Source organism: Variovorax sp. GW821-FHT09D07, assembly GCF_059416345.1.
In genome coordinates this window covers 269,863-290,841 of sequence record NZ_JBWKOY010000007.1, presented here as the reverse complement: position 1 = coordinate 290,841, position 20,979 = coordinate 269,863, and the positions used below count along the sequence as shown (strand labels likewise).

General features: G+C 69.0%; 18 protein-coding genes. 2 read left to right on the top strand and 16 right to left on the bottom strand.

Annotated elements, in window-relative coordinates; translation table 11 throughout:
* Positions 1-87 precede the first annotated feature (87 nt).
* Entirely contained in the window at positions 88-1,806 is a 1,719-nt protein-coding gene (locus AC07OX_RS24150) for a long-chain-fatty-acid--CoA ligase (RefSeq protein WP_495262131.1), read from the top strand.
* Positions 1,807-1,809: 3 nt separating this feature from the next.
* Here the strand turns inward: AC07OX_RS24150 and AC07OX_RS24145 are convergent, their stop codons facing one another.
* The 16 genes from AC07OX_RS24145 to ssb all read right to left on the bottom strand — a co-directional run bounded on the left by AC07OX_RS24145 (position 1,810) and on the right by ssb (position 17,678).
* Complete coding sequence (locus AC07OX_RS24145; RefSeq protein ID WP_159273577.1) at positions 1,810-2,802, bottom strand: LLM class flavin-dependent oxidoreductase; 993 nt, start codon at positions 2,800-2,802, stop codon at positions 1,810-1,812.
* A 44-nt stretch (positions 2,803-2,846) separates the two neighbouring features.
* A complete protein-coding gene (locus tag AC07OX_RS24140; RefSeq protein ID WP_495262130.1) occupies positions 2,847-4,511 on the bottom strand; it encodes an FxLYD domain-containing protein in 1,665 nt (554 codons plus the stop codon).
* A gap of 18 nt (positions 4,512-4,529) precedes the next feature.
* Positions 4,530-5,135, bottom strand: coding sequence for a hypothetical protein (locus AC07OX_RS24135; protein WP_495262129.1), 606 nt, complete (start codon positions 5,133-5,135; stop codon positions 4,530-4,532).
* 16 nt (positions 5,136-5,151) lie between these two features.
* On the bottom strand, positions 5,152-6,948 hold the full coding sequence (locus AC07OX_RS24130; protein WP_495262128.1) for a VanW family protein: 1,797 nt from the start codon (positions 6,946-6,948) through the stop codon (positions 5,152-5,154).
* Positions 6,945-7,550 (bottom strand): DUF6891 domain-containing protein, encoded by a 606-nt coding sequence (locus AC07OX_RS24125; RefSeq protein WP_062480476.1) that lies wholly within the window; start codon positions 7,548-7,550, stop codon positions 6,945-6,947. The genes AC07OX_RS24130 and AC07OX_RS24125 overlap by 4 nt, the downstream gene beginning before the upstream one ends.
* 301 nt (positions 7,551-7,851) lie before the next feature.
* A complete protein-coding gene (locus AC07OX_RS24120; protein WP_062480474.1) occupies positions 7,852-8,232 on the bottom strand; it encodes a hypothetical protein in 381 nt (126 codons plus the stop codon).
* Between the two features lie 247 nt (positions 8,233-8,479).
* Positions 8,480-9,964, bottom strand: coding sequence for a MocR-like pyridoxine biosynthesis transcription factor PdxR (pdxR, locus tag AC07OX_RS24115; RefSeq protein ID WP_070063410.1), 1,485 nt, complete (start codon positions 9,962-9,964; stop codon positions 8,480-8,482).
* A 71-nt stretch (positions 9,965-10,035) separates the two neighbouring features.
* Positions 10,036-10,836 carry an inositol monophosphatase family protein gene (locus AC07OX_RS24110; RefSeq protein ID WP_206167823.1) on the bottom strand — a complete coding sequence of 267 codons (801 nt, stop codon included), beginning with the start codon at positions 10,834-10,836 and terminating at the stop codon, positions 10,036-10,038.
* 13 nt (positions 10,837-10,849) lie between these two features.
* Entirely contained in the window at positions 10,850-11,569 is a 720-nt protein-coding gene (locus tag AC07OX_RS24105) for an ABC transporter permease (protein WP_062480468.1), read from the bottom strand.
* Between the two features lie 2 nt (positions 11,570-11,571).
* Entirely contained in the window at positions 11,572-12,264 is a 693-nt protein-coding gene (locus AC07OX_RS24100; protein ID WP_062480466.1) for an ABC transporter permease, read from the bottom strand.
* Between the two features lie 44 nt (positions 12,265-12,308).
* Complete coding sequence (locus tag AC07OX_RS24095) at positions 12,309-13,097, bottom strand: transporter substrate-binding domain-containing protein (RefSeq protein ID WP_495262127.1); 789 nt, start codon at positions 13,095-13,097, stop codon at positions 12,309-12,311.
* Positions 13,098-13,130: 33 nt separating this feature from the next.
* Complete coding sequence (locus AC07OX_RS24090; protein ID WP_070063414.1) at positions 13,131-13,919, bottom strand: ABC transporter ATP-binding protein; 789 nt, start codon at positions 13,917-13,919, stop codon at positions 13,131-13,133.
* 33 nt (positions 13,920-13,952) lie between these two features.
* Positions 13,953-14,732: an SDR family oxidoreductase gene (locus tag AC07OX_RS24085; protein ID WP_495262126.1), complete on the bottom strand. Its 780-nt coding sequence runs from the start codon at positions 14,730-14,732 to the stop codon at positions 13,953-13,955.
* Between the two features lie 14 nt (positions 14,733-14,746).
* A complete protein-coding gene (locus AC07OX_RS24080) occupies positions 14,747-15,517 on the bottom strand; it encodes a 2-keto-4-pentenoate hydratase (RefSeq protein ID WP_495262125.1) in 771 nt (256 codons plus the stop codon).
* A gap of 7 nt (positions 15,518-15,524) precedes the next feature.
* Positions 15,525-16,724 carry a pyridoxal phosphate-dependent aminotransferase gene (locus AC07OX_RS24075; protein ID WP_495262124.1) on the bottom strand — a complete coding sequence of 400 codons (1,200 nt, stop codon included), beginning with the start codon at positions 16,722-16,724 and terminating at the stop codon, positions 15,525-15,527.
* A gap of 396 nt (positions 16,725-17,120) precedes the next feature.
* Positions 17,121-17,678 (bottom strand): single-stranded DNA-binding protein, encoded by a 558-nt coding sequence (gene ssb / locus AC07OX_RS24070; protein WP_062480453.1) that lies wholly within the window; start codon positions 17,676-17,678, stop codon positions 17,121-17,123.
* 184 nt (positions 17,679-17,862) lie between these two features.
* Between ssb and uvrA the strand changes: the two genes are divergently transcribed.
* Positions 17,863-20,946 (top strand): excinuclease ABC subunit UvrA, encoded by a 3,084-nt coding sequence (uvrA, locus tag AC07OX_RS24065; RefSeq protein WP_495262123.1) that lies wholly within the window; start codon positions 17,863-17,865, stop codon positions 20,944-20,946.
* The last annotated feature ends 33 nt before the right edge of the window (positions 20,947-20,979 follow it).

Genomic DNA, 20,979 nt, shown 5'->3' with positions numbered 1-20,979 from the left:
AAACCCGTGTCGCCGGCTTGTCAGCCGCCACTCCACGATGCGAAAGGCCGGCGCTACAGTGCCCCGAAACACAGCGGAGACACACGCATGGCGACCCCTTCCCTCTCTGGCGACCCCACCCCCTGGACGCGCAACTACCCGTCCGGCATGCGCTGGGACGCCGACCTGCCCGTCAAGCCGGTGCAGCAGATGCTCGACGAAGCGGTCGCGCGCTGGCCCGACCACTCGGCCGTGGAGTTCATGGGCCAGTCGCTCAGCTACCGCCAGCTTGGTGACGCGGTCGACCGCGCCGCCAAGGGCCTGCAGGACCTGGGCGTGAAGCCGGGCGTGCACGTCGGCCTGTACCTGCCGAACACGCCGCACTACCCGATCGCCTTCTTCGCCGTGCTCAAGGCCGGCGGCACGGTGGTGAACTACTCGCCGCTGGACGCCGAGCGCGTGCTGGCCCACAAGATCGAGGACAGCCGCACCGACATCCTCGTCACGCTCGACCTCGTGAACCTGTACCCGCTGATGGCGCGCCTGCTCGACAGCTCGCGCCTGAAGACGCTGGTGGTCGGCAGCCTTGGTGACTACGGCGCGGCGGGCGACAAGGTGCAGGCCCAGCTGCAGGGTGCCGGCCAGATCGCACCGGTGCCCACCGACGCACGCCACGTGCGCTTCACCGACCTGCTCAAGAGCGAAGGCACGCACCAGACCTACCCGCTGGGCGACCTGGCCGAAGAGATCGTCGTGCTGCAATACACCGGCGGCACCACCGGCCTGCCCAAGGGCGCGATGCTCACGCACGCCAACCTCACGTCGGCCTCGGCGCAGTACTACGAATCGACACGCGGCGAGCCGCCCATCCTCGATGAGGGCAAGGAGCGCTTCCTGGTCGTGCTGCCGCTGTTCCACATCTTCGCGCTGAGCGCCGCGATGTTGCTGGGCGTGCGCCTGGGCGCGGCGCTGGTGCTGCACACGCGCTTCGATGTCGATGCCGTGATGAACGAGCTCGCGGCCAGCAAGATCAGCGTGTTCCCCGGCGTGCCGACCATGTACACCGCCATCCTTGCGCACCCCAAGGCCAAGGAGATGGACCTGCGCTCGCTGAAGTTCTGCGGCTCCGGCGGCGCGCCGCTGCCGGTGGAGGTGGAACAGCGCTTCTTCGAACTCACCGGCTGCCACCTCAACGAAGGCTGGGGCATGACCGAGACCTCGCCCGTGGGCACCTTCACGCCCGCGCGCGGCGTGCGCAAGGCCGGCTCGTGCGGCATGCCGCTGCCGCGCGTGCGCATCAAGCTCGTGAGCCTGGACGACCCGACGAAGGACGTGACCGCGTTCGGCGAGCCCGGCGAGCTGTGCGTGCAAGGCCCGAACGTCATGAAGGGCTACTGGAACAACCCGAAGGCCACCGCCGAGTCGATGACGGCCGACGGCTACTTCCGCAGCGGCGACGTCGCGAAGATGGACGCCGACGGCTACCTGTACATCGTCGACCGCACCAAGGACATGCTGCTGTGCGGCGGCTACAACGTGTACCCGCGCGTGCTCGAAGAGGCGGTGTACGAACACCCGTCGGTGGCCGAGGTCTGCGTGATCGGCGTGCCCGACGAGTACCGCGGCCAGTCGCCGAAAGCCTTCGTGAAACTGAAGGACGGCGCGGACGAACTCACGCTCGACGCGCTCAAAAGCTTCCTGAAGAACCGCCTGGGCAAGCACGAGATGATCGGCGCACTCGAGATCCGCGCCGAGCTGCCCAAGACCGCCGTAGGCAAGCTCTCGAAGAAAGACCTCGTGGACGAGGAAGCCCGCAAACGGGCCTAGGCTTTACGGCTTCTTCTGACCGAAGGCCTCGGCGAGCAGCTCGTACGAGCGCAGCCGGGCGGCGTGGTCGAACACCTGCGAGGTGATCATGAGTTCGTCGGCGCCGGTGCGCGCCACGAACGCTTCCACGCCCTGCTTCACGGTCTCGACCGAACCCACCGCGGAGCACGACAGCACCGAGTCGAGCAGCGCGTTCTCGGCCGGGCCGACCTTCTGGCGGTAGTTCTCCACCGGCGGCGGCAGGCGCCCCGGACGCCCGCTGCGCAGGTTCACGAAGGCCTGCTGCCACGAGGTGGCGCGGAACTCGGCCTCGGCGTCGGTGTCGGCCGCGAACACGTTGAAGCCCAGCATCACGTAGGGCTTGCTCAGCTGCGCCGAGGGCTTGAAGGTCTCGCGGTAGATCTGGATGGCCTGCATGATCTGCTGCGGCGCGAAGTGCGAGGCAAAGGCATACGGCAGGCCCAGGTGCGCCGCCAGCTGCGCGCCGAAGGTGCTCGAGCCCAGGATCCACACCGGCACCTCGAGCCCCGCGCCGGGCACGGCGCGCACGGCCTGCTGCGGGTTCTTCGACATGAAGTCCATGAGCTCCATCACGTCCTGCGGGAACTGGTCGGCGTCCGACTCCAGGTTGCGCCGCAGGGCGCGCGCGGTGCGCTGGTCGGAGCCGGGCGCGCGGCCCAGGCCCAGGTCGATGCGCCCCGGGTACAGCGACTCCAGCGTGCCGAACTGCTCGGCGATCACCAGCGGCGAGTGGTTGGGCAGCATCACGCCGCCGGCGCCGATGCGGATGGTGGAAGTGCCCGCGCCCACGTGCGACAGCAGCACGGCCGTGGCCGCGCTCGCGATGCCCGGCATGCCGTGGTGCTCGGCCAGCCAGTAGCGCGTGTAGCCCAGCTTCTCGCCGTGCTGCGCCAGCGACAGCGAGTTGCGGAACGACTGCGCGGCATCGCTGCCTTCGGTGATCGGGGAAAGGTCGAGGATCGAAAGCGGAATCATGGCGCGATCATGGCGCGAACCGCCCGATGCCGTCACGCGCGGGGCTATTCGGTTTGGTATAGCGTCGCGACGCTCGCGAAATCGCGCCCATGCTGCGTCACGTGGACCTGGAAGGGCACGCTCTCGCCCGGCGCGATGGCCGGCAGGTTCTCGATCAGCTTGAAGCCGGTCAGCTGGTCGTTGCGGTCGCGCAGGCTGACCCACAGGCGCACCTTGGCCGCGATGGCCGTGCCGGGGTTCTTCACCGTGCCCGTGACCTCCACGCTCTTGTAGGTGAAGCGCTGACTGAAGTTGAGCAGCACGCTGCCGGTGCCGGCCTGGGTGCCCGTCACCTGCACCTCCAGCGGCTTGCGCGGGCCGGGCAATGCGGCGCGGCGCATCGGCTTCCACTCGACGCGGGTCTGCGTGATGCGGTCCACGGCCTTGGGCTCCAGCAGGATCGGAAAGCGCTCGCCCGGGTACAGGGAGGCCAGCGCATCGAGGCGCGTGGTGCCGTCGGCCGTGCTGCCACCGAAGCGCGAGATCACGGCGCCCGGCGCGATGGCGATGGCGTCGGTGCTGCGGTTCACCAGCTCGGTCATGAACAGCGGCCGCTGGATCGTGCTGCGCCCCGCCACCAGCGGCAGCAGTTCGAGCTGCCGCGGGTCGAAGCGCTCGCTGTCGTCGGCCAGCAGGTCTTCGGTGCCCAGGCGCAGGTCGGGGTGGAAGGCCTCCGGCGCGCCGGTCGTGCGGATCACGCGGTCGGCACTCAGCACCGTGGTGCGCGCGCCCGAGGGCGTGACGGTGCGGTAGCCGATGCGGTAGTCCCACGCCGCGATGGCGGCGCCGCGGCCGAAGCGGCTGAGGTCGACATCGATCGCCGTGCGTGCGCCGGGCGCCAGCTCGGACCCCGGCGCATGGCCGCGCCCGACGCCGATCACCTGGCCCGCGTCGTCGTACAGCGTGACCAGCGCCTCGATGCTGCCGAACGCCGGCGCACCCACGGCGCCCGCATGCACGAGGCGCCCGACCAGACGCACGCGCTCGCCCTGCTGCACCAGCCGCACGCGCGAGAACGCCAGGCGCGGCCCCTCGGCGGCGCTGCGCGGTTCGGACAGCTTCTCGACCGTCACGTCCTGCCGCGTGACGTTCTGGCCCGAGGGCAGGTCGACCAGCACAGGCGCGGACTCGCCGGGCATCAGCACATCGATCGGCAGGGATTCGTTGCGCTCGTTCAGCCGCGTGTCGCCGTCGTGGAACACCACCTTCAGGCCGGGCCGCTCGAGCGGCCGGCCGGTCTCGTTGCGCGCCAGCACCAACAGCTTCGGCCGCTCGCCGACCAGCACCTGGCGCGGCTCGGAGAGCTTCAGGCCGTCGGTCGCGATGGTGCGCTCGACGATCGCGCGCGCCACCGAAGGCGTATCGCTGCGCTTGCCGGAGCCGAACAGCAGCATCGCGACCTGGACGGCCACCGCCACGCCGAGAAAGCCGATCACGACGAAGCCGACCGTGCGCAGCATCTGCTTCTGGCGCAGCGCCTGTTCGGCGGCGATCTGCTGGCCGGCGTGGTGCTTGACCTGCTGCAGCACGCGCTCGAGGCGGTCGGACACGTCGTCTTCCACCAGCGACATCGAGCCGCAGTGCGCGCAGGTGTATTCGTTCAGGCCGGTGCGGCGCAGCGCGCTGCTGCCGCACTCGCCGCATTTGAGGGTCTGCAGGTCGATGCTCATGTCTTTTCTTTTTGTCCCTTACCAGCCGAACACGTCGACGATGCCTTCGGCCGCCGCCGCACTGCCCAGCAGCGGCACGAGGCGCTCGACCAGGCGCGCGCGATGCACCGGATCGACCTCGCAGTCGTCCTCGTCGGTGAAGATGGCGTCGCCCGCTTCGTCCCACACCTGGCCGATGGTGCCCAGGCAGGCGGCCATCTCGAAGATGTCGGCGAAGAGCGGTTCGTCTTCCTCCCAGGCGCCCGTGCCGTGCATCGCGAACTGGATCGCGCCGCTGCGCAGATCGAAGATGAACGGATCGGCGCCCTGGTCGGCCACCACGAGCCAATGCTCGGGCCAGTCGGCGATGCGCTCGCCGGTGATGCCGTGCCAGCGGTAGCCCGCCTGCAGCTGCCACAGGCGTGAGAGCGCGGGAATGCTGAAGGGGTTGCCGGTGGTCGGCACCGTGAGGCCCGCGTAGCCCACACGCTCGTTGACCCACTCGCCGAGCGGGCCGACCTGTTCGTAGAAGCTGGCGAGGGCCGCGGGCAAGGCCAGCTCGCCATGCCAGTGCTCGGCGGCGGATTGCGGCGCCAGCGCGCCATGGGAAGCCAGGGCCGCGCGGGCCTGTTCGATCGATGCCACGGGGGTTGTTCTCCGTTCAGGTCAGGCGGGCGGCCTGTTGCAATGCGGTGCGCAGTGCGTCGATGTCGCCGGGTGCGACCTCGTGCACGCCCGGCACGCCGGCCAGGCCACAGGCCGTCGATGCCACCACGGGCACGCCGGTCGCCACGGCGCGCAGCAATGCGCGCGGGGCGTGCTCGACATGCGCGGGCAGCACGACGACGCTGGCACCGGCCAGTCCGTCGCCTTGCCAGTTCATGTGTTGAATTTGTTCGATGCCCTGCCAGAGCCGCGCATCGTCCGAGGGCGCGCCCAGCACGCGCAGGCGGCACGGCCAGCCTTGCAGCGCGGCAGCAAGTTCACGCGCGCCCTTGCGCGCCAGTGCGCTGGCGGCGAACACGACGAGCGGCGGTGCATGGCGCTCGCTGTGCGTCGTCTTCACCTGCGGCAGCGCCCAGTCGATCCGCTGCAGCGTGGCCTGCTGCGCGTACTGCGTCATGGCCCGCGCCACGGCGGTATGCGGCGTGACGACGACCGCCGCGCGCGCGAGCGCCAGGGCCTCGTCGCGCACCAGCGATGCATCGGCGCGGAAGTCGCGCAAGGTGGCGTCGCCGGGCCAGCGCTGCGAGGCGGCATCGAGCTTCTTTTCAATGTCGGCCATCGGCAGTGCGCTGGCCAGCACGGTGATGCGGCGCCCGTCGAGCACGCCGAGGCGCTGCAGGTGCGGCAGCAGCGACTGCTCGACCACCAGGTGCGTGTGCGCAGGCACCAGCCGCGCGGCGAAGGCCTGCGCGAGCCAGCGTTGGCCGTCGATCAGGCTGGCCTGGCGCCGGCCCGCCTGCCGCGCCCAGAGCCGCTGCCACACGGCACGGCGCAGGCTCGCGGCCCAGGCGGTGGTCACCGCTGCGTTCGCCGCAGGCTCGCGATGCCAGCCGGCAGCAGGCACGCGCCAGAACGCGAGCCGCAGCGGCACGGGCTGCATGCGCTGCGCCTGCGGGTGCGCCTCGCGCAGGTGGCGCGCGAACTCCGGCGTCCAGCCATCGACGAGCACGGCGGTGCGCCCTTCGGCGCCGACATCGACCGGCGGACGGTGGCGAAAGCACGCCGTCTGGTCGCAGCTCAGGCAGCCGCGCGCCAGCGGCAGCGCGGTGGGCGCGTCGTCGTTCGTGCGCCGCAGCGTGACGGGCTCGGCCGGCACCGCCCGCGGCGTGCGCGCGCGGATGCGCACCACGAGCTCCGTATCGGTCAGCGCCACTTCGAGCCGCCAGGCGTGCCGGGCGCGCAGCTTGACGTCGACGTAGTTCCAGAACACCGTCGCATCGACGGCGTCGCCGTCCGGCGTGTCGACCTGTTCGATGCGCGCCGTGTGGCCGTGGCGCTCGACCAGTTCAAGCCCCGCGCGCACGGCCACCGTGGCCAGTGCGTTCGACAACTGGCACAGCCCGCCGGCCAGCGTCGGCACCACGCAACCGCCGCGCACCTCGCGCCCGACCACGAAGCCGCGCCCGGCGCCCGGTCGCCCCAGCTGGCGCCAGAAGCTCAGCACCTCGCCGGCCGGCACCTCGATGGCGTCGAAGGCCGGCCGCGCCACGCGCAGGTTGTGCACCTTGCCGGCGACCAGCGGGAATTCGTCGGCCCTGCCGTCGGACCACAAGGGAGTTCGGTGCTGCGCGAGCACCGGCGCGTCGGCCAGAGTGTGCGCGCCGCTGGGCCAGCGCCGGGCCGAGGGCCGCAGGGTTTCGCGCAGGGCGTGGGCCGTGGCGAGCAGCCGCGAGCGCAGCCAGAAGTCGATCGCGTCGATGCGGCGCGGCGGCTGCCAGGCCTGCGCACTCACGCGGCGGGGCCTCGCTTGCGCCATTGGCCGAGGTCGGCTTCGATGCGCTCGTTGATGTTGCCGCTCCATTGCGCGCCGAAGCCGGCGTCGCGCAGCAGCTCGACGATGCGGCGGCCGACCACGACGGTGTTGGCTTCGCGCTGCGCGATCTCGGGGATCATGCCGCCGCTGAAGGCGAGGTACAGGCGCCCGGAGCGCACGGCGCCGTCCAGGTCCTGTGCGTGATAGAAGCAGCAGCCGCGGATGCCGGACTCGAGCCGGCCCGCCGCACGCCACTGCTCGCGCACGTCGTCGTGCCCGTCGGACAGCGTGTTGCCCGCGCGATGCAAGGCAATGATCTTTTCGCTGCGCAGCTGCGCGAACACGGCCTCGAGCCGGTCGTACTCGGTCTGCGCGGGCCACTGCGCCTCGGCGGCGCGCTTGGCGGCGCAGGCGCGCGTGGTTTCGGCCTTGATCCAGGCGCGGTCCTCGGGCGTGAGCTCATCCGGATCGAGGTACTCGTCGGTGATCATCCAGCCGATGTCGGCATCGGCATGGAAGCCGCTCCACACCAGGTCGTGGATGCGTCCGCGCGTGTCTTCGGGGTCGAGAGTGAGGGCCATGCGTAGTGGGTCGTCGCTTGGTTGGCGACGGATCGTGCTTTCATTTTTCGCGGTCGGAACGACGCTCGATTCTCGCGTGTCCGCACCACGGCAATGCGTTAATGCGAAAGCATGCGCTCTGGCGGCCATCCCTCCCGCGCCCAAATCATGAGGGATGCGCAAGGCCAAGGCAATGTGACTTTCGGCCAAGAATTCACGGTCATGGCCCATGAAAAAAGCCGGCCCTGCGTTGGCAGGGCCGGCTTTTCATGAAGACCTGGAACCTTCGCCGATCCCGTCGGCGAAGCATTCGGGCTGTTGCTTACAGCGGCAGTGCGTCGCCGTGGGCGGCAGCGCGGGCTGCGGCACGAACCGCAGCGCGGTCGACGGTGCTGGCGACGATCGGGGCCACGCCCGACGAAGCGCCTTCGGCGTACGGGTCGGCGCTGTGTGCGGCGGCGACAGCGTCGGCACGCACGGCGGCGCGGCTGGCGGTCGACACGATCACTTGCGCGGGGCCTGCGTTGGCGCCGGTGGCGTAGGGGTTGGCGCTGTGCGCGGCCACGACGGCTTGGGCGGCGACGTCGGCGCGGCTGGCGGCCGAGGTCAGTTGATGCACGCCTTCATAGCTTTCGGCATGGGCGGCGCCGGCAACGGCCATCAGGGCAACAGCAACGGCGGAGAGGATCTTCGAGGCGGTCATTTGGATTTCTTCCTTCTTCAATTCAGTTCAAGTTCTTGCTTCGGATGTCGAACCGGTCTTGGGTGGGTCACCGCCCCTCTGTTCTTTTTCGGAGGGCGGCCACCTCGCTCGGGGCCCTGTTCACCCAGATCAGCTTTGAGGGCTGGTCCGTGAGATGAATTGTGCGCCTCGATCTAGGTAAAAACCCGTAGCAAAACGAACCGCGGTGTTCACGGATTCGAAACAATTGAAGGGCAGTGGGCGCGCCTCAGGCATTCGCGACCGCACTGCCGAAGAGCGCCAACGCCGGGGCGATCCGCTCGGCGGGCGTGTTCCCAAACCCGAAGACGAAGCCGGTGCGGACCTGCTCGCTCAGGCAGTAGGCGGAGATCGCGGGCACGTCGATGCGGTGCGCCAGCAGCGCCTGGGAAACCGCCGCATCGTCGATCGGCGTGCGCGAGATGGCCGACAGATGCAGCCCCGAGCCGGTGGTCGACAGCTCGAAATCGCGCCCCACCAGCGTCCTGAAGCAGTGCTCCATGAGCTGCGCGCGTTCGCGATAGCGCACGCCCATGCGCCGGATGTGGGCCGCCAGCTGCCCGCTCGCCATGAAGTCGGCCACCACGCCCTGGGTCGGCATGGAGGCCTTGAACGAGAAGATCTGCGTGGCGCAGGCGAAAGCGTCCGCCAGGTCGGGCGGGACCACCAGGTAGGCCAGGTTGAGCGCGGGCGAGATGGAACGGTTGAAGTTCCCGATGTAGATGACCCGCCCCCCGTGGTCCAGCGCCGCCAGCGGAGGCAGCGGCCTGCCGCGGAAATGGAAGGCGTTGTTGAAGTCGTACTCGATCACCCAGGCGTTGCGCTCGTGCGCCCACTGCAGGAGCGAGAGGCGCCGCTCCAGCGGCATCGTGCTGCCGAAGGGGAACTGGTTGGTGGGCGACGCCACGATCAGCCGCGCGTCGGGCGCATGGCTGTCGAACCGGCTGCTGTCCAGGCCCTGCAGGTCGATGGGCACGGGCACCAGGTCCGCGCCGAAGCCCATCAAGGCGGCAAGCCGGGTGATGTAGCCGGGGTCTTCCACGATGATGCGATCGCCGTGGTCGGTCAGCACCTGGCCTGCCAGCACGAAGCCCTGCGTCGTGCCGTCGACCACGAGCACCTGGTCCGGCAGGCAGGAAATGCCGTGTGCCTCGCCCACATAGTCCGCGATCTGCTGGCGCAGTTCGGGCAGCCCCATCGGCGAGCCGTAGCCCAGCTCCGCGGCCGGCGCCGAGCGCCAGTACTGCGACGAGACCTTGGCGAACTGCTCGAACGGCAACTGGTCGAGCGCGGGCACGGTCGGGCTGAGGTCGAACGTGGCATTGCGCTCGGGCGGCAGCGCCAGCTCGGACATCGCCTGCGCACGCCGCGAGATGTGCCGGGGCGCCGGCGCGGCGACAGGCGCATTCGACGGCGCCCCGGCCGGCGCGCTGCGCTCCTCGGGCAGCACGGCGGCAATGTAGGTGCCCGCCCCGACGCGGCCGCTGACATAGCCCTCGGCCAGCAGCCGTTCGTAGACCAGGACCACGGTGTTGCGCGACACGCCGAGTTCCGCGGCCAGCTGGCGGGTGGGCGGCAGCCGCGAGTTCTTGGAGATCCGGCCCTGCACGATGGCTTGGCGGATCTGCTCGAACACCTGCACGTGCAGCGGATCGGAGCCGCTGCGGTCCAGCGAGAGCGAACTCCAGGTCGGGTAGTTGAAGTGCCGCGGCATACGAGATCTCCATGCCGCCCATGCCGGACAGGGCTGCGGCGGCCTTCGAATATACGGCCCGGTCGCCCGCGCTAGGCGCCCGCAAGCATGCGCAGCACCTCCTCGTGGCGGCGGGGGTTGCCCGACGCGACCAGCCGGTTGCCGGAGTAGATCGTGAGCGGACGCCCCTCCCAATCGGTGATGACGCCGCCGGCGCCCTCGATCACCGGCACCAGCGCGCAATAGTCGACCTCGCGGTGGCGACCGCAGTCGATGCCGATGTCGATCGTTCCGTTGGCGATGCAGCCGTACGCATAGCAGCTCGATCCGTACACGCACCATTTGGCGGCGCTGCGCAGCGTCTCGAACGCCTCGCGCTCGCGCGGCCCGAAGGGCTCCGGGTTGCTGCACGACACCAGCGCGTCGGCCAGCGACGGGCACTCGCGGCTGCGGATGCGCTGGCCATTGAAGGTGGACGGCTGGCCCTGCGCCCCGGCCCATCGGTCGTTGGTGATGGGGTGGTCGATCACACCGATGATCGGCGTGCCGTGGCGCGCCAGCGAAATCAGCGTCCCGTAGATGGGAATGCCCGTGATGAAGGCCTTGGTGCCGTCGATCGGGTCGAGCACCCAGACGTACTCGGCATCGAGGTCCTGGCCCTCGAACTCCTCGCCGAGGATGCCATGCGAGGGATAGCGGTGGCGGATCAGCGTGCGCAGCGTCTGCTCGACATGCTTGTCCACGACGGTGACGGGGCTGTCGTCCTCCTTGGACTCGAAGCCCCTGCGGCTGTACAGGTTCTCGCGCAGGATGGCGCCGCTGGCGTCGGCCAGCCCATGGGCGAAGGCGAGGAATTCGGCCATCGCCGACTCGGGAACGGAAGAAGTGGACACGCGGTCTCCTGGATCAAGTGGGCATGGGCCCGGTGCCGTGCTGCGCCGGCAAGTGGCGAAGATGGCGAGACATGCGGTGCTCCAGCCGCCGCACCAGGTGGTTGGCGGCGAACGCGAAGGCAAGGTAGATCAACCCGGCCGCAATGAAGATCTCGTAGGGGGCGAAGGTGCGCGCCACCAGGGTGTTGGCCACGCCCGTCAGCTCCGAGAGCGTGATGGCGCTGGCCAGCGAGGTGCGCTTGATCGTCTTGATCACCTCGTTGCCGTAGGCCGGCAGCGCCAGCAGCATCGCCCGTGGAAGGATGACGTGGCGGTACAGCGCACCGAACGACAGTCCGAAGGCCTGCCCGGCCTCGACCTCCCCGTGCGGCACCGCCTGGATCGCCCCGCGGAAGATGTGCACGGCGTAGGCCGTCGTGTTCAGCACGAAGGTGATGACGGCGCACCAGTACGGCTTGCGCAGGTAGGGCCAGGCCCAGCTGTCGCGCACCGCATCGATCTGGGCAATGCCGTAGTACACGATGAAGATCTGCACCAGCAGCGGCGTTCCCCGGAAGACCTGCGAGAAGACCTCGACGGGCCAGCGCAGCCACCAGGCCTTCTGGACGCGCACGATGGCCAGCGGCACCGCCAGCAGCGTCGCGAGCACCATCGTGATCGCGAAGAGTTCCAGCGTGAGCAGCGCGCCCTGCCAGAGCACCGGAAGGCTCTCGACAATGAGTTCGACATCCATGGTCAGGCCGTCCTTTCTCCACGGGCACCGCGGCGCTCGAGCTGATGCAGCACGAGCGAACTCAGCACGGTCAGCGTGAGGTAGATGGCGCCGGCACTGAGGTAGAAGAACAGGGCGCGGCGCGTGTCGCTGGTGGCCAGTTCGGAGGCCTTCATCAGCTCGCTCAGCCCCACGATGGAGATCAGCGAGGTGTCCTTGAGCGTCGATATCCAGATGTTGCCCAGGCCCGGCAGCGCCAGCCGCAGCATCTGCGGGCACTGGATCACGAAGAAGATCTGCAGGGTGCCCATGCCCACGGCCATGCCGGCCTCCACCTGCCCGCGGGGAATGGCCGTGAGCGCGCCGCGGAACACCTCCGAGGCGTAGCCGCCGAAGATCAGTGCCAGTGCAAACACACCCGCCGGATAGGGCGGGATCTCGACCATGCCCGCGTCGGGCCTGACCAGCGCGAGCAGCCGGCTCAAGACCACCGTGCTGCCGAAGTACACCATCAGGATCAGCAGCAGTTGCGGGATGCCCCGTATCGCCGTGATGTAGGCCTCGGCCAGCCAGCGCACCGCCTTGAAGCGGGACAGGCAGGCCGCCGCGCCCAGCAACCCCAGCGCGATGCCGAACACCGACGACACCAGCGCCACCTCCACGGTCGTCCAGGCGCCCTGCGCGATGGTCGGCCCCCAGCCGTTGAACATGTCCATGGTGTCGTCAGAAATCGGTGAGCGGATTCGGCGGTGCGACGGCGTCAGTGCCAGACCGCGGGCAGCACACTGAAGCTCCAGTACTTCTGGTTGATCGCCTTGAAGGTCCCGTCGGCAAACATGCCCTTGAGCGCCGCGTTGATCTCGTCGCGCAGCGCCGTGCTCCCCTTGGGCAAGCCGACGGCCACGCCTTCGCCCAGGTACTTGGGCGCCTCGATCTCGGGGCTGACGAACTCGTAGTTGCGCCCTTCCGGCTTCTCCAGGAAGTCGGTGCGAACCTTCATGGGACTCACGAGCATGAGGTCGATGCGGCCGGCCACGAGGTCCAGCAGCATGTTCTCGGCCGAGTCGTAGCGCGTGATCTCGACGCCGGAGAACTCGCCCGCAAGGTAGCTGTCGTTGGTGGTGGCCCGCTGCACGCCCACCACCTTGCCCTTGAGCGCGCCCGCGTTGGGCGTGTTGTCGGGCTTCATCGGGAGCAGCCCCCCGTTCTTGCGGCCCACGAAGCGCGCCGTGGAGGCCCGGTAGGGAACGGAGAAGTCGATGCTCTTCTTGCGCGTCTCGGTGATCGACAGGCTCGACGTGACGACGTCGATCTTCCTGGAAAGCAGCGCGGGAATCAGCCCGTCGAACCCCAGGCAGACGAACTGCACGTTGGCGTTCATCCGCCGCCCGATCTCGCGGGCGATGTCGATCTCGAAGCCCTTCAGCTCGCCCGACGCATCACGGTAGTTGAAGGGCGGATAGGTGCACTGCACCCCGGCCTTGATCTCGCGGCCCATGGCGGCGACGGAGCACGCGGCCAGCAGGCCTGCGAACAACCATTTCTTCATTTCGTCTCCAGTTCTTGGTTCGTGATGTCGTGGCTACAGAACGCTGTCGAGGAACTTGCGGCAACGCTCGCTGCGCGGGTTGCCGAACACGTCGGCCGGGGCCCCGCGTTCCTCGATCTTTCCCTTGTGCAGGAAGGCGACCTCGGTCGAGACCTCGCGTGCGAACGCCATCTCGTGGGTGACCATCACCATGGTGCGCCCCTCCTCGGCCAGCAGGCGGATCACCTTCAGCACCTCGCCCACGAGCTCGGGGTCGAGCGCGGACGTGGGCTCGTCGAACAGCAGCAGCTTGGGCTCCATGGCCAGCGCGCGGGCGATGGCGCAGCGCTGCTGCTGGCCGCCCGAGATGTGGGCCGGGTAGTGCCGCAGCCGGTCGCCGAGCCCGACCTTCGCCAGCAGCGCCTCGGCCCGTTCCGTCGCTTCGCGGCGCGACAGCCCCAGCACCTTCATGGGCGGCATGGCCACGTTCTCCAGCACGGTCATGTGGCTCCACAGGTTGAAGTTCTGGAACACCATGCCGATGCCCGCGCGCAACCGGTTCACCTGGCTCTTGCTGGCAGGGCTCGCCTGCCCTGCCGACGACCGGCGCATGCGGATCTCCTCGCCATCGATGGCGACGGTGCCGGCGTCGGGCACCTCGAGCAGGTTGAGGCAGCGCAGGAAGGTGCTCTTGCCCGAGCCGCTGGCACCGATCAGCGTGACCACGTCGTGCTCGTGCGCGCACAGGTCGATGCCGCGCAGCACGTCCAGCGCGCCGAAGCGTTTCTCGATGCCGGTGGCAGACACGATCTGCCTGCCCTGTTGTCGTTGGGGGTCGCTCAAGTGAGTTCCTTTTGAACGGTGCTGGCGCTTCGCCTAGAAGGTCCCGGGATAGGCCCCGCCATCGAGCAGCAGATTCTGTGCGTTGATGTAGCCGGCATGGGCACTGCACAAGAAGGCGCAGGCGCGGCCGAACTCCATCGGATCGCCGAAGCGCGCGGCCGGGCTGCGGCCCTGCCATTCGGTCTGCTCGGCCTCGAACGAGCGCCCCGACCCGGCCGCGGCAGCCTCCACCGTGGCGCGCAGGCGGTCGGTGGCGAACGAGCCGGGCAGCAGGTTGTTGATGGTGACGTTGCGATGCGCCGTGCGCCGCGCCAGGCCCGCCACGAAGCCGGTGAGCCCGCTGCGCGCCCCGTTGGACAGGCCCAGGATGTCGATGGGCGCCTTCACCGAGGACGAGGTGATGTTGACGATGCGGCCGAAGCCGCGCGCCATCATGCCGTCCACCGTCGCCTTGATCAGCTCGATGGGCGTCAGCATGTTGGCGTTGAGCGCCACCATCCAGTCGTCGCACGTCCATTGGCGGAAGTCGCCCGGCTTGGGGCCTGCAGCATTGGTCACCAGGATGTCCGGCGCGGGGCAGGCCTCGAGGACGAGCGCCCGCCCCTGCACCGTGGTGACGTCGGCGGCCACCGTGCGCACGTGCACGCCGGTGGCCTCGCGAATGTCATTGGCGGTGGCCTCGAGCGCCTGTGCGCCGCGCGCCACGATGGTGAGCGATGCGCCGTCTTCCGCCAGCGCGAACGCGCATGCCCGGCCCAGCCCCTTGCTCGCGGCGCACACCAGCGCCGTCTTGCCCTTGATACCCAGATCCATGGCGACCCCTTGCCTCAGATGAAGTTCGCGGCGACCGTGCCGAAGCGGTCGAACGAGGAATGCACCCGCATGCCCTGCGAGACGCGGTACTGCCGTGTGAAGGACCCGGACATCACCTGCATCCCCGCCTCCAGCGCCAGGCCGAATTCGGCCAGCTTGTTCGCCAGCCACAGCACCGAGAGCAGCCCGCCGCCCTGCATGACCGCCGAGCCGGAGGCCGTCTCGCTGACCGCGCCGTCGACCTGCACCGTCACGTTGGCGCCGGCCAGGTCGCGGTTGTCGGCCGTCAGCGGCACGGCCGCCCCCGTCACATAGGCCTTCTGCTGCGCGTTGTCCGCCATGGCCAGCGCCAGGTTGCCGGCGAACGGACCGCGGACCTCCACGATCTCCAGGGCCGGCGCCGCATGCGTCACGGCGGCAGCGACCTCCTCCAGGCTCACGCCGGGTCCGCGCAGCGTCTTGCCGATGGTCAGGCACAGCTCGTTCTCGAAGCCCGGCGCGATCAGTTCGGAAAAACGATAGGCCTGGCCGCTCGCATGCCGGCCGCTTTCCAGCAGGTAGCCGAAGCAGGGCTCGTGCACCTGCTGCTGCACGCGCATGGCCTCGGCGGTGAGGCCGACCTTCCAGCCCGTCTGCCGCTCGCCCCTGGCCAGGCGCTTGTGCAACAGGGCCAGCTGCACTTCGTAGCCCTGCTGCAGAGAGAACTTCCCGGCCCATTCCGACGGCATGTGGCGTCCGTCTTCCATGGCTTGCCAAAGGGCGCCCGCAATGTCTTGGGTGTTCATCGCATCCTCATCGTGTGGTTGGGTGGTGTTCCAGGTAGGCGGCCAGGCGGCGAACGCCGTCGTCCAGGCGCGCCGTGCCGCTCGCGTAGCACCAGCGCAGGTAGCCTTCGCCCTCGGGGCCGAAGGCCACGCCGGGCGCCAGCCCCAGCCCGGCCTCGGCCACGAGCTGCTTGCAGAACGCGAGGCTGTCCGTCACGCCTTCGACACGGAAGAAGGTGTACATCGCGCCCCGCGCGGGTGCGGCGAGCTCGACCCCTGGCACGCTCCCCAGGCGCGCCGCCAGGTGGTCTCTGCCCTGGCGCAGCCGCTCGACGGTGCGGGCAATGGCATCTTCCCCGCGCGCCAGGGCGACCACCCCCGCCGCCTGCACGAAAGGCGGCGCGCAGGTGCTGCTGTACTCGATCAGCTTGCCGATGTCGCCCAGCATCGCCGGCGGCACCACGATCCAGCCCAGGCGCCATCCGGTCATGCGCCAGGCCTTGGAAAAGGAGTTGCAGCTGATGACCCGGTCCTCGGGCGTCGCGATGTCCAGGAAGGACGGCGCGCACGGCGCATCGAAGCTGATGCGCTGGTAGACATCGTCGCTGACGATCCAGATGCCCAGGCGCCGGCAGTGCGCGAGGATGGCTTCCTGCGCCTCGCGCGAAAGGGTCCAGCCCGTCGGGTTGTTGGGCGCGTTCAGCAGCAGCGCGCGGGTGCCCGGCCGAAGCGCTTCCAGAAGGCGCTGCTCGTCGAGCACCCACCCCGCCGCGGTGAACTGCAATGCGACGGTCTCCACGTGCGCGCCCAGCACCTTGGGCATCTCGACCAGGTTGGGCCACAACGGCGTCACGGCCACGACGCGGTCGCCGGGGTTCAGCAGCGCCTGCAGGGCCAGCATCAGCGCATGCGTGCCCGAACTCGTCACCGCCACCCGTTCAACGCCGATCGGGCCATGCCAGCGCGACAGGTACCGGGCGATCTCCTCGCGCAACGCGGGCTCGCCCAGCGTCTGGACGTAGAAGGTGCGCCTGTTCTCGAGGGCTGCGATCGCAGCGCCGCAGATCTCGTCCGGCGTCTCCTCGTCGGGCTCGCCGAACCAGAAAGGCAGGATGTCCTTGCGGTCCATGCCCGCATTGGCGACCTCGCGGATCTTCGAGGACCGCAGGGCCTGGACTTCGGCGCGTGCGACGGTCGATGGCGGGCAGTGGGAGGCGGCGCTCTGCATGTCGTGCTTGTCTCGGTGTTCTATGGCCTGCATGCTCCGACGCCGCACGGTGCGGGACAAGGACCAATTCCGCGCGCCGGGACGGACCAATCGCGGCGAACCGGCCGACGGCGATGCGCTGCTGAACGGCGCTATTCAGCAGAACGGCCGGAGCCAATGGGTTGATTGCCGCCGGGAATTGCCCCTCTGAACACAGTCATTGCCGTCGAAAAGGGGCTCCCGTCAAACGCTTCCCCTGCGCTCAACGGCCAGACGAACAAAGAGGCTGCATTTCCTTGGCAAGACAGCACTTTCCCGGGCACGACCGCCCATGGAGAGAATTCGAAATAAAAAGGGCAAAAAAAAGGCCTGCCTTCGAAAAGGCAGGCCTTCATTGAAAAGCTCAAGGAGCCGGTTTCAGAACGGAATGTCGTCGTCCATGTCGTCGAAGCCCGACGACGACTTGGCCGGCGCCTGGCGCGGCGCCGGTGCCGGGGCACGCGGTGCGGCTGCGGGAGCACGCGGGGCGTAACCGCCACCGCCGCCACCACCGCCACCTTGCGAGTAACCACCGCCGCCGCCCCCGCCTTGCGAGTAGCCGCCGTCGTCTTCCGGACCGCCCGACGGGCCGCCCTGGCCCTGGCGGCTGCCCAGCATTTGCATCTGGTCGGCGCGGATTTCGGTGGTGTATTTTTCGATGCCGTCCTTGTCGGTCCACTTGCGCGTGCGCAGCGAACCCTCGACGTACACCTGCGAGCCCTTGCGCAGGTACTGGCCGGCGATTTCGGCCAGGCGGCCGTTGAACACGATGCGGTGCCATTCGGTGGCCTCGCGCATCTCACCGCTTTGCTTGTCTTTCCAGCGATCGGTGGTGGCCACGGTGACGTTTGCGACCTGATCGCCGCTCGGGAATGTCCGCATTTCGGGGTCGCGCCCCAGGTTGCCGACGACGATGACTTTATTGACCGATGCCATATGCACTGCCCCTGATAAGTAGATGAAGGAGGAGGTTGAGAGGAACCCTCCATTCTGCCTGAGCCGAAATCGGCCCGGCGCCGGCCAGCCTGGGCGGTGGCGTCCGCCGCCGTCCATCCCCTGGTCATGACAGGCGGAGCCAGCCCCTCTATCATGTCCGGTTGCCCTCGGACGACCGCACCCCTTGAATTCACCCACCACTGAAGACACCCCGGAGCGTGACGCCTACCTTGGCGCCCTGCTCGCCCAGCAGCGCATCAGCATCCGCGGCGCGCGCACCCACAACCTGAAGAACGTCGATCTCGACATCCCGCGCAACAAGCTGGTGGTGATCACCGGCCTGTCGGGCTCGGGCAAGTCGAGCCTGGCGTTCGACACGCTGTATGCCGAGGGGCAGCGGCGCTACGTGGAAAGCCTCTCGGCCTATGCGCGGCAGTTCCTGCAGCTCATGGACAAGCCCGATGTCGACGTGATCGAGGGCCTGTCGCCCGCCATCAGCATCGAGCAGAAGGCCACCAGCCACAACCCGCGCTCCACCGTGGGCACGGTGACCGAGATCCACGACTACCTGCGCCTCTTGTACGCCCGCGCCGGCACGCCCTTCTGCCCCGACCACCACCTGCCGCTGCAGGCGCAGACGGTGTCGCAGATGGTCGACGCGGTGCTGGCCCTGCCCGACGAGCCCCGGCTGATGATCCTGGCGCCCGTGGCGCGCGAGAAAAAGGGCGAGTTCCTCGAGCTCTTCACCGAGATGCAGGCGGCCGGCTACGTGCGCTTTCGCGTCGACGGGCAGACCTACGAATACAACGACCTGCCCAAGCTCAAGAAGACCGAGAAGCACGACATCGACGTGGTCATCGACCGCCTGCGCGCGCGCCCCGACATGCAGCAGCGCCTGGCCGAGAGCTTCGAGGCCGCGCTGCGCCTGGCGGAGGGCCGCGCCATTGCGCTGGAGCTGGGTGCAAAGCCGGAAGGCAGCGCCGATGGCGCTGCGGGGGCGCCCGACAAGGAGCACCTGTTCAACGCCAAGTTCGCCTGCCCGATCTGCCACTACTCGCTGTCGGAGCTCGAACCGCGCCTGTTCTCGTTCAATTCGCCCGTGGGCGCCTGCCCCAGCTGCGACGGCCTGGGCCACCGCGAGGTGTTCGACCCGGTGCGCGTGGTGGCGTTTCCGTCGCTGTCGATCGCCAGCGGCGCCATCAAGGGCTGGGACCGCCGCAACGGCTACTACTTCAGCATGGTCGAGAGCGTGGCCAAGCACTACAAGTTCGACGTCGACGCGCCCTTCGAGTCGCTGCCGGCCTCGGTGCAGCAGACGCTGCTGCACGGCTCGGGCGGCGAAGAGATCAAGTTCAACTACACCATGGAGTCGGGCAACTTCGCGGGCAAGAAGCTCACGAAGAAGCACCCCTTCGAGGGAATCATCCCGAACATGACGCGGCGCTACCGCGAGACCGATTCGGTGATGGTGCGCGAAGACCTCGCGCGCTTTCGCAACCAGCAGCCCTGCCCCGACTGCGGCGGCTCGCGGCTGCGGCGCGAGGCGCGCAACGTGTTCCTGGTGGACGATGCCGGGCACGTGGGCGCGAACGGCGGCGAGCCGCCGCGCATGGCCATTTTTGAACTCAGCCACCTGACGCTGCGCGACGCCTACGCCTGGTTCAGCACGCTCAAGCTGCGCGGCGCCAAGGCCGACATCGCCGACAAGGTGGTGCGCGAGATCGGCTTGCGCCTCAAGTTCCTGAACGACGTGGGCCTCAACTACCTGAGCCTGGACCGCAGCGCCGAGACGCTCTCGGGCGGCGAGGCGCAGCGCATCCGCCTGGCCTCGCAGATCGGCTCGGGCCTCACGGGCGTGATGTACGTGCTCGACGAGCCCAGCATCGGCCTGCACCAGCGCGACAACGACCGCCTCATCGGCACGCTCAAACACCTGCGCGACATCGGCAACAGCGTGATCGTGGTCGAGCACGACGAGGACATGATCCACGCCGCCGACCACGTGATCGACATGGGCCCCGGCGCCGGCGTGCACGGCGGGCGCGTGATGGCGCAGGGCACCTACGCCCAGGTGTCGGCCAACCCCGAGTCGCTCACCGGCCAGTACCTCTCGGGCGTGAAGAAGATCGAGGTGCCCAAGCACCGCACCGCCTGGCTGCCGGCCGTGAAGAAGCCGGCCTTCAACGAAGGCAAGAAGCCCTCGCGCTTTCCGCAGAGCCCCGCGGCCGAACGCCGCGCGGCGCGCGAGGCGGCGCACCTGGCCTCGCAGACCGACCTGCAAGAAATTCGCGTCGTCGGCGCCACCGGCAACAACCTGAAGAACGTGAGCGTCGCCTTCCCCGTGGGCCTGCTGACCTGCGTGACCGGCGTCTCGGGCTCGGGCAAGTCGACGCTGGTGAACGACACGCTCTACACCGCCGTCGCGCGCACGCTGTACCGCGCGCACGAAGAGCCGGCCGCGCACGAGTCGGTGGAAGGCATCGAGTACTTCGACAAGGTCATCAACGTCGACCAGTCGCCCATCGGCCGCACGCCGCGCAGCAACCCGGCCACCTACACGGGCCTGTTCACGCCCATCCGCGAACTGATGGCCGAGACCAACACCGCGCGCGAGCGCGGCTACGGCCCGGGCCGCTTCAGCTTCAACGTGGCCGGTGGCCGCTGCGAGGCCTGCCAGGGCGACGGCGTGGTGAAGGTCGAGATGCACTTCCTGCCCGACGTCTACGTGCCCTGCGAGGTCTGCCACGGCCAGCGCTACAACCGCGAGACGCTCGAGGTCCAGTACAAGGGCAAGAACATCGCGCAGATCCTCGAGATGACGGTCGAGGTGGCGCACGAGTTCCTGAAGGCCGTGCCGACCATCGAGCGCAAGCTGCGCACGCTGCTCGACGTGGGCCTCAGCTACATCAAGCTCGGCCAGTCGGCCACCACGCTCTCGGGCGGCGAGGCGCAGCGCGTGAAGCTCGCGCTTGAACTCAGCAAACGCGACACGGGCCGCACGCTCTACATCCTCGACGAACCGACCACCGGCCTGCACTTCGCAGACATCGAACTGCTGCTGAAGGTGCTGCACCAGCTGCGCGACGCGGGCAACACCATCGTCGTGATCGAGCACAACCTGGACGTCATCAAGACCGCCGACTGGCTCATCGACATGGGCCCCGAGGGCGGTGCCGGCGGCGGCACGGTGGTGGGCGAAGGCACGCCGGAAGACATCGCGGCGAACGAGGCGAGTCACACGGGCCGCTACCTCAAGCGCCTGCTGTAGCCGCACCGCCAGCACGAATGCACGGGCCGCGCC